The sequence below is a fragment of the Clostridioides sp. GD02404 genome, from assembly GCF_045898275.1.
In the GTDB taxonomy this organism is placed as follows: domain Bacteria; phylum Bacillota; class Clostridia; order Peptostreptococcales; family Peptostreptococcaceae; genus Clostridioides; species Clostridioides difficile_A.
In genome coordinates this window covers 16,141-31,549 of the sequence record NZ_JBJOCA010000041.1, presented here as the reverse complement: position 1 = coordinate 31,549, position 15,409 = coordinate 16,141, and the positions used below count along the sequence as shown (strand labels likewise).

11 protein-coding genes and 1 pseudogene are annotated in these 15,409 nt (G+C 28.9%); all 12 read right to left on the bottom strand.

Annotated elements, in window-relative coordinates; genetic code table 11:
- Positions 1–324 (bottom strand): annotated as a pseudogene (locus tag Q3287_RS18090) (diaminopropionate ammonia-lyase); the annotation flags it as partial.
- 358 nt (positions 325–682) lie between these two features.
- Positions 683–1,354, bottom strand: a complete 672-nt coding sequence (locus Q3287_RS18085) for a flavodoxin family protein (protein ID WP_054270551.1) — start codon at positions 1,352–1,354, stop codon at positions 683–685.
- Positions 1,355–1,436: 82 nt separating this feature from the next.
- Positions 1,437–3,653 (bottom strand): xanthine dehydrogenase family protein molybdopterin-binding subunit, encoded by a 2,217-nt coding sequence (locus Q3287_RS18080; protein ID WP_054270552.1) that lies wholly within the window; start codon positions 3,651–3,653, stop codon positions 1,437–1,439.
- Positions 3,654–3,655: 2 nt separating this feature from the next.
- Positions 3,656–4,126 carry a (2Fe-2S)-binding protein gene (locus Q3287_RS18075; protein ID WP_054270553.1) on the bottom strand — a complete coding sequence of 157 codons (471 nt, stop codon included), beginning with the start codon at positions 4,124–4,126 and terminating at the stop codon, positions 3,656–3,658.
- Positions 4,127–4,187: 61 nt separating this feature from the next.
- Positions 4,188–5,582: an amidohydrolase family protein gene (locus tag Q3287_RS18070; protein ID WP_054270554.1), complete on the bottom strand. Its 1,395-nt coding sequence runs from the start codon at positions 5,580–5,582 to the stop codon at positions 4,188–4,190.
- Positions 5,583–5,655: 73 nt separating this feature from the next.
- Complete coding sequence (locus Q3287_RS18065) at positions 5,656–7,017, bottom strand: uracil-xanthine permease family protein (RefSeq protein WP_054276888.1); 1,362 nt, start codon at positions 7,015–7,017, stop codon at positions 5,656–5,658.
- A 296-nt stretch (positions 7,018–7,313) separates the two neighbouring features.
- Complete coding sequence (locus Q3287_RS18060; protein ID WP_176702529.1) at positions 7,314–8,636, bottom strand: nucleobase:cation symporter-2 family protein; 1,323 nt, start codon at positions 8,634–8,636, stop codon at positions 7,314–7,316.
- A 355-nt stretch (positions 8,637–8,991) separates the two neighbouring features.
- Positions 8,992–10,032, bottom strand: coding sequence for a sigma-54-dependent Fis family transcriptional regulator (locus tag Q3287_RS18055; protein ID WP_054276890.1), 1,041 nt, complete (start codon positions 10,030–10,032; stop codon positions 8,992–8,994).
- Between the two features lie 352 nt (positions 10,033–10,384).
- The gene (locus Q3287_RS18050; protein WP_407964587.1) at positions 10,385–11,653 is read right to left on the bottom strand and encodes an McrC family protein; all 1,269 of its coding nucleotides are present in this window, start codon (positions 11,651–11,653) and stop codon (positions 10,385–10,387) included.
- Positions 11,646–13,580 (bottom strand): McrB family protein, encoded by a 1,935-nt coding sequence (locus Q3287_RS18045; RefSeq protein WP_407964586.1) that lies wholly within the window; start codon positions 13,578–13,580, stop codon positions 11,646–11,648. Before Q3287_RS18045 ends, Q3287_RS18050 begins: the two co-directional genes overlap by 8 nt.
- A 27-nt stretch (positions 13,581–13,607) precedes the next feature.
- On the bottom strand, positions 13,608–14,330 hold the full coding sequence (locus tag Q3287_RS18040; RefSeq protein WP_054276893.1) for a cell division protein: 723 nt from the start codon (positions 14,328–14,330) through the stop codon (positions 13,608–13,610).
- Positions 14,331–14,379: 49 nt separating this feature from the next.
- Positions 14,380–15,357 carry a helix-turn-helix transcriptional regulator gene (locus tag Q3287_RS18035; RefSeq protein ID WP_407964585.1) on the bottom strand — a complete coding sequence of 326 codons (978 nt, stop codon included), beginning with the start codon at positions 15,355–15,357 and terminating at the stop codon, positions 14,380–14,382.
- Positions 15,358–15,409: the final 52 nt, after the last annotated feature.

Sequence of the window (15,409 nt, the reverse complement as noted above, 5' to 3'; positions counted from 1 at the left end):
ATCTGAAGTTAATTTGTCATATCCTAATTCAGATATATCTGTATCTAATCTTTGAGCTAAATATTTACCCATAGAGTAAGAACCACCTAAAACTTTAAATGCGTTTAATCCAAATCTATAAGATTCATCTTTAACATATACTCCTGCAACTCCTAATTTTTTTGCTAAACCTTCTAGGTTTGCTAATGGAGTTTCTTTATATTGAGGAAAGCTTTTATGAAAATTTCTAACCTTAGTTATTTCTTCTTCATTTAAGAATTTAATACAATTTTCCTTGTCACCTTTTGGCAAATTATTTACTTTCCATTTAATCTCTTTTAACATCTAAAATACCTCCAAATTATTGTTAAATTTTTATACTTTAATATATAAGCAATTAACATGCCAATACTAAATATATGTTGGATATTTTTCTATGACTGCTTAATATAGAAATTGCAATGCTTTTATTGTTTTTTCTTATCTACCTTTAATTCATACAATGTGTGTAGAATTTAATAAATGAAAAACCTTTTCTATCTTCTCACTTTTTAATTCTCATTTTTAAAATTTAAAAATAAATCTTAAAATCCTCTGTTTGTATATTTTTTAATACCTAGCTTATAAAATCTAAATTAAAACATAAATAGTGATGTAATAATCTATTACATCACTATTTACATATTCATAATCTAATAAGTTTTTAATGGTCTCTAAGAGGTGATTTTTCATCTTTCTTAACATCTAATTCCTCTTTTACAACATTCCATTTTTCAAGACCAAACTTAGAAACCATAACAGCTTCTGCTGCTCCTTTTCCAAGTCTTTTTATAGTATCCATACCTGTTTCGTCTTCTTGTGCACCTTTTGCTTTTCCATCTTTACTCCATATTGTCCCACCTATATAACAACCACCTAAACCTCCAGATACTAACATTTCATGCATTAGGAAGAAATTTATTATAGGAAGTTTTGTAAGCTCTTGACCACCATATCTAGTTCCACCAGTAGTTATAGCTGCTCCAACTTTATTTTGAAGCTTTCCTGGATGAACTAAATACATAGGACGAAGTCTGTTAAATACTGCTGTAAGTTGAGCAGTTATATTCATATCATATACTGGAGAACCAACTATAATTCCATCTGCTTCTAATATTTTTTGCTCTAATTCTTGTATATCATCTTTTATGATACACATAGTCTCTTTTCTTATACATGCATCACAATGTACACAAGGACTTATTTTTTTCCCTCTAACTGACCAATACTCAGTTTCTATACCAGGTATAGTTTCAGCTTCTTTCAAAGCTTCTAATACTGCATATTCTGTTGCTCCTTTACGTGGACTTCCACAGATACCTAATATCTTTGCCATAACAATATCTCCTCATCAAATAAATCTATTTTTATTATCCATTTACAAATATAATAAATTGTCATTTCTAACTTAACTTCTGTTACTTTAATTTTATTGGTAATGAATGTATTTCTACATTAGTTGCATTGTATACTGCATTTGCAACAGCTGGTGCAACTGGTACAACAGCACATTCTCCAATACTTTTGCCACCAAAAGGTCCAGCTTTTTCATAACCATTTACAAATGCAACTTGACACTTTGGCATATCTACAGTTCTAAATAATTTATATGTTTTAAAATCAGTAGCTTTAGGTCTCCCTTGCTCATCAAATGCTAACTCTTCACTCAATGCGTAACCTAGACCCATGTGAATTCCACCTTCTAATTGACCTTCTAAGTTTAGAGGATTTATAACTCTACCAACATCATGCACAGCTACAAAATCAACCACTTTGATATCTTTAGTTTCTTTGTCTACTAAAACTTCAGCAAAATGTACACCATATGAAGTAAGTCCTGCAGGAGAAGAATAGTCTTCAACAACAGTTAATTCTCTTAAAGACTTACTTTGACTATATACTGCAACATCAGATAATGATGCTTTGATATTTTCATCAAGTTTACTAATTACATATCCACCATCTAGATATAATTCCTCTTTTGATGTTTCAAGTAATTTTTCTGCTTCTTCTAATATAAGTGTTTTCAATTTCTCTGCTGTTTTTTTAGCTCCTCCACCTTCTACAAATACACCTCTACTTGCATAATCTCCAAGATTGAATGTACATGCATCAGTATCAGTTTCAAATGTTTCAACTTTATCAGGTGTTATTCCTAAAACTTCAGCTACCATCATTGTTTGCATAGTTACAACACCATTACCCATATCATGTGCTCCTGTAAGTAGTGTCAATGTACCATCTTCATTTAATTTAAGAGTCAATGTAACAACATCCCTATGTGCACCAAAAACTCCATTACCATGTGCACCTATTGCCATACCTATACCTCTTAAATATTTTCCTTCTTCTTTTGGAAGATTCTTCTTTTCGTCCCACTTAAACATTTTTTTGCCTTGTTCTATACAATCCAATACTCTAGGATTTCCAAGAGAGCCATGGAAAATTATATCAACATCATCTGGTTCTACTGCGTTTTTATTTTGGAAATCAACTAAATCCATTCCTATTTCCTTAGCTATTTTAGCAAATTGAGCCTGTTGAGCCATGAATATCTGAGGTGAACCATAACCTCTCATAGCTCCAGCTATTGGTGTATTTGTATATACAGGCATTCCAGTAAATTTTATATTTGGTATTTTATAAACTTTAAATACTTTATGGCTGAGTGCACCTATAACATTTAAAGCACTTGACGCATATGCTCCTGTATTTGTATATATTTTTATATCTTGTGCTATTACTTCTCCATCTTTATTTACACCAGTTTTTAATTTTACAAAAGACCCATGACGAGTTCTTGTTGATATCATAGATTCTTTTCTTGTAAGAACCATTTTAACTGGTCTTCTAGTCATTTTTGATAATGCTGCTGCTACTGGTTCAATTGTAAGTTCTAATTTTCCACCAAATGAACCTCCAATAGCAGGTCTTATAACTCTTATTTTATTTAGTGACATCCCAAAAATTTGAGATAGTATTATTCTAAATCCAAATGTATTTTGGCAAGGTGTATGTACAGTTAACTTATCATTATAATCATAGTGTGCAATTACACTGTGAGTCTCTATTGCACTATGATGTATTGCTGGAGTAGAATATTCATCTTCAAATATATAATCACATTCTTTGAATCCTTTTTCTACATCTCCTCCATTTATGTTGTTTTGGGAAACTATATTTGAATCCCCATGTATACATATAGCATTTTCTTTTATTGCATCCTGTATAGTAAATACAGCTGGTAATTCTTCATATTCTACTTTTATAAGCTTTACAGCTTTTTCTGCTATTTCTGGTGTTTCTGCTGCTACTGCTGCAACACGGTCACCAACAAATCTAACTGTATCTGAAAATATAACTTCGTTTTCAGGTATATTATGTTCATAGAATCTCAAAGAACCATTGTATTTTCTTTGTGATGTGTTAAGATGAGTAGCTATAGCTCTAACACCCACTACTTTCTCTGCTTCACTTATATCTATACTTTTTATCTTTGCATGTGCTACAGGACTTAAAAGCATTTTAGCATGAAGCACATTCTGTGGTTTCATATCAGCCACATATTTCATTTGACCAGTAACTTTTAAAGCTGCATCTTTTAGAGGGTATGATTTTCCTATTACCTTTTCCATAACTATCTACCCCCTAATCTAGCTGCAGATAATTTTACAGCTTCTATAATTTTCACATATCCTGTACATCTACAGAGATTTTCTTTAAAAGCCTCTCTAATCTCATCTTCATTAGGAGATGTATTTCTATTTAAAAGAGCTTGTGTAGTTATAATCATACCAGGAGTACAATACCCACATTGTACAGCTCCAACCTCTATAAAAGCTTCTTGTATTGGATGAAGATTTTCCCCATTAGCAAAACTTTCTATAGTGTATATAACTTTACCTTCGCAGTTTCTTGCAAGAAGTTTACAAGATTTTACGTCAACTCCATCTATCAAAACTTTACATGCTCCACAACTGCCACTATTACAACCTTGTTTCGCTCCAGTTAGATTTAATTTTTCACGAAGTACATGCAAAAGAGTTTCATTATTTTCAATTTCTATTTCATACATGTAATCATTAATATTTAATTTTATTTTTTCCATTTTCTCCTCCTACAGATAAACTAATGTTGTAATAGAATATTATTACAATCTTATTTTAATATTAGTATAAGCTATTCCACTTATGCCCTTCCATTCTATTAGTTACATTAGCTCTCTTACATAATTCTTCTGCTGCATGTTGTGCATTCAATAATACTTGTTCTTCACTTTCGATTGTAGTTACTTTTCCATTTTCAAGTATTACATTTCCATCAACTAGAACACTTTCTACATTATGCATGCTAGCTGAGTATACCAAAGTTGATACAGGATTGTGAAGAGGTATTGATTTTGGAGAAAGCATTGAGTTAAATATTACTAAGTCAGCTTTTTTTCCAATCTCCAAAGAACCTATTTCATCTTCCATTCTAAGAGTTCTTGCTCCCTCTATTGTAGCCATTTCAAGAACTTTTTCTGCAGAAATTGCAAGAGGGTCACAATTATTCACTTTGTGTTGTAAAGCTGTTAGTTTCATAAGCTCTACCATATCTTGTGCATTATTACTTGCTGCACCATCAAGACCTAAACTTACATTTATTCCTTGTTTTAACATTTCTGGAACAGGTGCAACTCCAGAGGCAAGATACATATTACTTGCAACATTATGAGAAACTTTTATATCATACTTTTTAAGCATTTCCATGTCTTCATCAGTTATGCATACACAATGTACTGCTACAACTTCTGGACCTACTATACCCCATTTTTCAAGTAATTTTATATCTATTTCTCCATGTATATCTTTTGTTGCTGTTCTTGCAAATTCTGTTTCAGATATATGAACTGTAAAATATGAGTCATATTCTTTAACTATATTCCAAAGCATTTTACCCATTTCTTCAGATATAGCCCACATTGAAGAAGGTGCTACACAAATTTTTATTCTTCCATTTTCTGAGTTATGATATTTTTCAAATACCCTTCTTAAATCCTTTTCAACCGTTTCCACATCTTCTATAAGCTCTTTATGAATACCTAAGTCTATACAGCCTCTCCCTACAACGCCTCTTATTCCTAAATCTTTATACGCTTTTACTATTCCATCTGTAAGTCCAGGTCTATTGTGTGTATGCATGTAATCAACCATTGTAGTTATACCACTTTTTAAACCTTCCATACATCCAAGCATTGCAGCATCATAAGTATCTTGTTCTGTTAAGAATTTTGCTGATGGAAACATCATTGTATTTAGCCACTCATGAAGTGCCATATCATCACCTAGACCTTTTAATAATACTTGGAATAAATGATTATGAGTATTTATAAAGCCAGGGAATATAACTTTTCCATTAGCATCTATAACCTTTTTAGCATCCAGATACTTAGGCTCAATATCAGCTGTGTTTCCCATATCTAAAATTCTATCACCTTGAATAGCTATTGCTCCATCAAATATGACTTCTCTATCTTTATTAACTGTAACAACTATTGCATTTTTTATTAGTATATCAATCATCTTAAATCCCCCTTATTAATACTTTTATTACAACATTTTATCATATGGCTTTCTCATATCATATCTAATACATTTATCCAATATTTTCCTCAAGGTTTGAAGTAACGTTTTCAGACTTTTTATTTGATTTTAATTTAAATAATGTCTGAAGTAATATAGCTATTATTGCTCCAGAAACTATACTTGACCCTCCAAGGACAGTTCCAATTGTTGCTGGGAATTGGTCTAAAACTTGTGGTGCAGTTGTAAGACCCATACTTGTTGCTATAGATACTCCTGCTATAAGATTGTTTTCTTCAGTAAATCCATCCATACTCATAATAGAGAAACCAGACATTGCTATTGATGAGAATACTACTAAAGTTGCTCCACCAACAACACAAGATGGTATAGTTGTCATTATTGCACCTAATGCTGGAGATATTCCTGCTAGTAATAATACAAGTGCACCAAGTGCTATTACAAATCTACTTGTAACTTTATTCATAGATACGATTACTGTATTTTGGCTGAATACTCCAGTTGGAAGAGCTGCAAATAATGATGAAATTATAGAAGTTATAGAATTTCCTAAAACAACTGATGATAACTCTTCGTCAGTTACCTCTCTATCCATTGCACCTATTGTAGCTATTGTACATGCACCCATCATATCAGCTATACCTATTATGTAAATAATAGTAAACATTACTATTAACTCTGGTCTAAACTCTAATCCAAAAGCTGCTGGTGTTGGTAAAGATACTATGGCTGCTCCTTGAACTGCTGAAAAATCAACTAATCCTAAAACTAAAGATATAGCATAACCTACTAATATTCCTATCAATATTGAAGAATTTTTTACTAGACCCTTACCATATTTATTTATCATTATTATTACAAAAGCAACTATAACTCCCACTATAAAGTTTATTGGGCTTCCAAATGTTTCTGCCCCTTCTCCACCTGCTAAATTCTTTATAGCTGTTGCAAATAATCCAAGTCCCATACATGCTATTATAGTTCCAGAAACTATTGAAGTGAATATATGTCTAATTTTCTTAACTCCAAATCCTACAAAGAATACGATTACCCCAGCAGCAATCTGTGCTCCAAATAGAGCTGCTAAACCATCCTTAGCTGCTACTGAAAGACATGCTCCTAAAAATACATAACTCATTCCCATCATTACAGGTAATCTTGAACCTAACTTAAATCCTTTAAATAAAGGTATTGGATATAATTGTAAAAACGTTGCCAAACCTGCCGCTAACATAGAGCCTTGAATCAGCATTGTCGCTTGCCCCTGGTTAAGTCCTACCACGTTTGCTATTAATATCGCTGGTACCATATTTCCTACTATCATTGCTAACAGATGTTGTAAAGCTAAAGGTATTGATTCCTTTAGTGGTGGTATCCCATCGACATCATATTTTGAAGTATTACGTGTTTTCATAAAATAAATCCTCCCATACATAAATATCTTGACTAAATATTTTTATAATTATTTTCTATAAATATTTTTATGACCATGAATTTATTGCTCAACCGATAAACACAGCTAAACTGAGCTATTTTTATAAAAAATTAACAAATTTTCTAATATACCCTCCCCGATTTTCTTTTTGAATAAATATTAATTGTCTGGTATATATTTCTTTGATAAATTTTTTATTAAAATGAATAGCTATCAAAAATAATCTAACAACCTCATAATAAATAATTTAAACAACCCTTTCAAATTATTATATCTTAATTGGCTTCTTCCATAACAGCTCTTTCTTTAGCCTCATCCTCTAGACTTTTATTTGGTATTATTAGATTTAAAATGAATGCAACCAATGTTGCGATTACTATTGGAGATTCTCCAAATACTAATTTTACAAATGAAGGAAATGCCTCTTGGGCTGCTGGGACTGATGTTATTCCCATGCCTAAAGCAATTGCCAAACCAACAATGGTAATATTTCTTGATGACAACTCTTCTGTAATAATTAACTTTATACCTGTCATTGTTATCATACTAAATATAGATATTGTAGCTCCTCCCAAAACTGAATATGGTATAGTAGTCATTAATGCACCAAATTTAGGTACAAACCCCGACAATAACATAAATATACCAGCTATTCCAAGCACAAATCTACTTATTACTTTGTTCATAGCTACCATCCCCACGTTTTGGCTGTATGATGATGGTGGCAAACCTCCAAACAAAGCTCCTATCATAGTACAAATTCCACTTCCTACTACTCCACTTGATAATTCTTTATCTGTAATATCCCTGTCCATACCTCCCATTGTAGTAGCTGATAAATCTCCAATTGCTTGAACAGCATTGATTATACTTACAATTACTACTGATATTACTACAGGTATATCAAATTCCAATCCAAACTCAAGTGGTTTAGGTACTGCAAACCAAGCTGCTTCTCTAATAGGGTCAAAATTTATTATACCCAAAACTAAAGATACACAATATCCAACTATAATTCCCAAAAATATTGCTGCCAATTTTGCATACCCTTTTGCAAATTGACTAAGACCTATAACTACCACTAGTGTTATAGCTGCTACTGCCCAATTTTGCATAGAGCCATAAGTAGGGCTATTTACACCACCTGCCATATAATTTATTGCTATAGGATATAAAGATAATCCAATTGTAAACACTACTGTTCCTGCAACTATATTAGGAAAAAATCTTCTTATCTTTTTTATAAATAATCCTATTAATACTGTAGCAACTCCCCCTATTAGTTGTGCCCCCAAAATGCTTGCTAATCCGTAATTTCCTCCAACTGCTACAAGTGTTGGTACATAAGTAAATCCAACTCCAAAAATTATAGGCAATCTTGAACCAATATTTCCTATTGGATATAGTTGTATAAGTGTCGATATGCCAGCTATTATTAATGCATATTGGACTAAAAGCGTTATTTGTGTAGGGCTAACACCCACAGCTCCTCCTACGACTATAGGTACTGTAACAGTTCCAACTATCATTGCTAATATATGTTGCATTGATAGTGGCAGACACTTTAAAATTGGTGGCCTTCCATCAATATCAAACATAGAGACACTCTTTTGATATTTACTCAAGGTTATCACTCCCAACTATTTTTTAATGACAGTTATTATTATCTCATACAACATCCTTTCTTTTTTTATTTTGTCATCTCAATTTACTATGAAGCAATTATAATGCCAATTTTTTAACAGAATTGTTTTACACATATAAATTTTATTATATTTGTTAGTATTTGATAATTTGATAAAGCATTTATTTTTTTTAATTCTTTTAAATTTTTTTTATTTTTGGATAATAAAATACTATTACACAAAAAAACACTTGGAAAATTATTTTCCAAGTGTTTTTTATCAATTTTATAATTTCAATTTTTAGAATTGAGAATTAAAAAGTTAATTATTATACATCTATTTTTCTGTATAAAGTAGCTAATGATATTCCAAGTTTTTTAGCAGCTAACTTTTTAGACTTAGTATCATTACCATAAAACTTCAACACTTTCTTTATATATGCTCTTTCAAACTCTTCAAGCGTAAGTATCTCTTGTTCCATACTTATCTCATAGTCATTTTCCTCAAGTAGTTTTATATTTATATTGTTTCGCTTAAAATATTCAATTATCTTTCTATTTATTATACCTTTGTGTATTATGCCATCTTCTTCAAGGAGATTTAAGGCTAATTCTATAGTGTTTTCCAACTCTCTAATATTCCCTGGCCAAGGATATTTAAGCAACATTTGCTCTACATCTGGTTCTATATGGTATACATTTTTCTTCATCTTTCTGGAATATTTATCTATAAAATTGTTTATTAATATTTGTATATCATCTCCTCTTTCTCTAAGTGGAGGTACTTCTAAAGGTATTACATTTAATCTATAGTATAAGTCTTCTCTAAATTTATTTTCTTTAACCAATTCAAATAAGTCTCTATTAGTAGCTGATATGATTCTAACATCTATATCAATCAGTTCGTTTGAGCCTATTCTCGTAAACTTCTTTTCCTGTAATACTCTCAATAACTTCGATTGTAGTTGAATTGGCATGTCTCCTATCTCATCTAAAAATACGACTCCTCCATTGGCCAATTCAAATTTACCAATCTTACCTTTTGAATCTGCTCCACTAAAAGCTCCTTTTGTATATCCAAAAAGTTCACTTTCCAGTAGAGGTTCTGGTATAGCAGCACAGTTTATAGCAACGAATGTTTTATTCCCTCTATTTCCTGCGAGATGAATGGCCCTTGCTATTAACTCTTTTCCAGTACCACTTTCTCCAGTTATAGCTACAGTAGAATCGCTATTTCCAATTTTGCGAATTCTATTTTTTAGAGCACACATTACATCAGAATCTCCAATTATAGAGTCTACTGTTGTTGTCCCCCAAATATTGTATACTTCCATTCCACCATACATTACTGAATCACTGTGTTTGTCCATAAAATATCAACTCCAAATAAGTATTCTATATAATAATCCTTCAAATTATCTATTTAATTATATCATAACAGAAAAGTTTAGTTATAATTTAATAATATTTTATTTTTCAAGTTAAGATTAATAAAAAGTATATCTACCAAATCTCAAATTAGTAGATATACTTTCTTAATCTTACACGCATCTTATATTAAACAAGCAATTGCGATGCCACACTTTACATATAAATGCTTTTCAAAATTTTAAATTTAAGATTTTTATAAATTTTTTTCTATACATCAGAAATTTTTCTATACATATAGAGTTATATTTACCCTTTTTTAAAGTATTTTTATTATTTTTATAATTCTTATTTCTAAAATTTATAATTAAAAATTATTTTTTTCAAATCATCTTTTGTGTTTTTCACATCATCTAATCTCACAGTTTTTGCTTCTATAAATTTACCTTTAAATGATTCTGATAATTTCCAAGAACTATAATTTTTATCCTTTTGAATACAAGGATATAACAATATGCATCTTTTTGCATTTTCATAGGTTGTTATGTATGCATACATCTGATATATATCACTTGACCTATAAAAAACATTTGAATCTACTTCAATAGCTTTCCATTTTGTATCAATTATAATTTCATATTCATTTTTTAAATCGTATAATACTATATCTGGTCTTAAATTAAAATTTTTCTTTCCTGTTTGTTCATTTTTTAAGAGAAATTTACTCTTATCTTGTATATAAGTTTCTCTAGATGAATTGTCCCATATATTTTTTATTAAGACACCTATATATTCTTCATATAAAGTATTTATTTCAAATAATATAGAAAATGCTTCTTGATTGTTTTGACTATTATCCATCGATAAATTTAAAAGTATGAGTCTAGCTAGTAAGTAACAGTCTTTAAATCTATCATTGTTTTTATAAAATTTATAATCTAATAGTTTTTCTTTGTCTACATAAATTAAGTCTACATTTTGAAAATAGCTTAAAATTTTTTTAATCTTACTTTGAATTAAATTATCATTTATTCTATATAAAATAGATATACATGCTTTTTTAAGAACTTGATTCAAGAAATTATTTTCACTATATTTATCATACTCACATTTTATTTTCACTGGAGAAATTCCTCTTTCTCTTGCATATGTACTCAACAATATTTTACCTCTTATAACATTTGAATTTTCTATTTTATTTATATATTCAAAGTGAATGCCTCTTTTAATTTGTGTTTGCATATTTTCAATAAAATACATAACAAAGAAATTTAAAAGGTTATAATTTTTCAAACTTAATCTTATGCTTTCATTCATTATAAGTGGAATTTTATTACATATAGAAAGCATCTGTAATAACATTTCTCTATCTTTTGCAAGATTATCACTTAATGACAGTTTTGGAAGCACTTCAAGTATTACATTTTCAAAACATATAACACCTACATAGTTTATGAATCTAAGTTTTTTATACTTAATATCTATTATATTGCTCTTTAATACATCATTATTATTATCTATATATTTAAGCAATTTTTCATATTCAATTTCTGTAAGCTCATTTTCACCATTACCAACCCTTATCCATTCGTAAGTTTCTTTAACATATATATTTTTACTCATATATATTTTTTAACTCCTCACTAGATATGTTTCGCTTTATACAATAGTTAACTTTATTTTCAATCACAGAAGTATTATTTTTTTTAAATAATTCAGAAGCTATAAGTTCTTCTTTATAAACAATATATTTATCTTTTTCATCTTTCCCTATACCACCTAAAATAAGGCCTACTTTTTCTGAATCATAATAAAAATACTCTTGAAGAAGTGGTATTATTTTACTTCTAAATACTGACACTATATCATCAATATTATCTACATCAAGTAAGTAAGCTTGTCCAATTACATGGTCTCTATCATATAAAAACTCTATCCTTTTATTAATTGTATATAGCATATTTTTAATATCTATACCATCTACAATAGGCAATAAATCATAATCTGGCATAATTTCTTCAAAATTAAATCTTCTTCTCAAAGCTATATCTAAGAGTGCTATTGATTTATCTGACGTATTCATAGTTCCAACTATATACAAATTGGGAGGTAAAGAAAATTTTTCTTTTGAGTATGGTAATTTTACAATAGTTTGATTTGATTTAGTGAGTCTTTTATCTTCTTCAAGTAATGTTATTAACTCACCAAATATTTTAGATATATTTCCTCTATTGATTTCATCTATTATTAAAACATAGTTTTCTGATTCTTCAAAATTAAAACTGTCACTAGATTCTATATTTTCTAATATCAACTTCTTTTTTCTAGTTTTTATCTCTTCTAAAGTCAAATACTCTTTTTCCAACTCAAGATTCAACTTTTTTTCAAACTTCAATGCATCATAACATGCTTCTATAGATATATCTTTTAATATTCCATCCTCTGGTTTAAAATTACCTTCACCATCAGACTTTAGTCCTTCTATAAATTCCTCATATCCATATGATTGATGAAACGTACAAAATTCTACATTATTTTTATAATTTGTATTACTTATGTAATCTCTATCTTTTAAACTAGTTCCATTTATCAAATTACAAACTTCTTGTTTTGCATTATATGTTTTACCAGTTCCTGGTGGACCATAAAGTATAGTATTTAAAGGTATTTTATTAGTAAACCTTTTTATATACTTCTCAACTAGACTATTATTTTCAAATATGACCCAAGCATTTCCATCTATATTCTCTTTTTCATACTCTATCCACTTAACAGGTAAAAAATATCCTCCCTCTAAGATACTTATTTTTTCTATATCGAATCCTTCCATAACTTGACATACACCAAATACACTCTTCATTGTATGGTCATTTTCACAGATTACTTTCTCACTATTATATAACAAAATATAATCATCTGTATTTATGTTTTTAAGATATTCTAATTGCTCTAGGTTAGTCGGTTGAATAAATAATTCTTCATTGTCTATACATTCATCTACATTTTTATAATAATAGTTTTTTAGATACCATTTATTATTGTCACTTTCTTCTATCATTTTTCTCAATGATTTCTTATCTTGTAACTTAATGATTTCTAAATATGAACTAATATCATTATTACTCAATTTATAAAACTCGCTTGTATATACTTTACCACTTGAAACTGTATCAAAGTTGTACATCCATTTCACTGGCAATGTATGCCCCAAAATATGACTTAATTCATAACCATCTTCAAAACTTTCATCAACTATACCAATAGATACACTACATTTAATTTTTTCTTCTACATTTTGATATGCCTTATATAAAAAATAATCTCCTTTTTTAATTGACATAAACTTTTTTATAAAATCTTTGTCATTACAGTTCTCATTGATATATTTTTCTGATTTTTTTCCCATATTGAATACTTTTTTTAGATTTATTTTTATATCAAAACCAAGTGCAATTATACTTTCTTCTCTAAAAACTTGTGGTGTATCTGTTTCTTGATAAAAAAATTCTTCCATTAACCAATACTCTGCAATCCTTATATTTTCAGACATATCTTTCTCCTTAATATCTAAAATATGCTAATTATACAATAAAGCAACTTTAATCTTTCCACCTAAATTTTCTTTTAAGTATAAAGAGAATATCACTTCATATTTTTCTTCTATCTTACTTTGAATATTATTTATTAAATCATTCAATTCTACTAGAGAAAAATCCATATTTCCTTCAACAAATACAATGCCTTTTTTATTTACAAATTCTTCACCAAGATATTCCATTCTCTCAAATAAAGTGTTAGCCATTTTACTATATTCTTTTGTATCTTCAAATTCTTCAAAAGAATACTTAATTCCTTTATCTCCTATAATCGCTTCTTTTAAGTCAGTTATATCTATATTTATCATACAAGAATCTGAAATAGACTCTATCATAATATTCATCAAATCAACAAATTTAAAAATACTATCTCTATTGATTTTAAATTCTCTTCCAAGTTCCAAATCTTCTTTATTTTCCTTATCAGAACAATTCATTCCTATAGATAAAATTCTTCTTTCATTTGACATATATGAAATAGCTTTTATAATTTCTCTACTTTGTTTATCTTCAGTTGAATAGGCTAAAAATAATATGTCTACTCCGTCTAAAAGACTTCTTACATATTCTTTCTCAACTTCTTGATTTATATTGATTCTTTCTATGTCTACATTTTTTTTTATTTTTTCTTCTATTTCATTTATTATATTGATGCCTTCAGCCCCAATACCAATTATCTTAGCATTCTTATTAAAATCTTCCATTATAATACATTTCTCCTTAATGATTATTTAGTTTTAACATTTTTAAATATTATAACATATTTTCCTCAAAAAAATATTTTAACTCCTTAGCCTTGTCATAAAGCAACTTATTTATAAATTTCGGTTCTACCACCCTTGCCTCTTGTCCTATTGAAAATAAAGTAGATACATACCAATCTATTTCATTATGCTTTATAAATGTATCAATTATACCACTTCCATCTTCATTCATCTTTATATCTAAATCATAAGAATCATTCTTTAGTTTCAATACACCTTCTTCAGTCAATAGTACACATAGTTTAGTATTTTCATCAAATTCTTTAGCAAATTGTATATTTTCATATGCTTCCATATATACTGTGTCTATCCACTCTTTCAAACTTATATTTTTCTTTTTGCTATTTCCTATCCTTTTAAATTCAATTACATTTTCCATACAAATTAATATAATCTTATCACTCTCATAATCATACACAGGTGTAAACCACACACACTTCTTTAAAAATATACCTATAGGACATACATTTTTTTCCTGTAATTGATTTCCAGACTTATATTTAATATTTAAAATACAAGACTCTGATGAAGCTCTAAAAATTTCAACTATATCACTACTTTTATACATTCCTTCATTAGGTATAAACTCAATATAACTTTTTATATTATCTATTCCTTCTTTTATACTGCTTTTACGCTCATAACTTATTTTTCTTATTATAGAATCAATTTCTTTATCTATTAACATCGACCTATAAATTTGAAGTGACTTAAGAGCAAAGAAGATGGACATGACTTCTATTTCTGTAAATACAACAGGAGGTATATAACTATTATTTAAAACTCTATATCCTCCATTCCTACCCTTCTCTGTCTGAATTGGAAGTCCCATTTCATTTAATTCTGTCAAGTATCGTTGAATAGTCTTAGTCGAAAGATTAAACTCTTCTGACAACTCTTTAATTGTAAACTTCTGTTTATCATTAATATATGTCCAAACATCAGTTAATCTTTTTATCTTTGACAAATAAAATCCCCCTTATTATTAATACTAATCTTAATCTATGAAATGATAATTT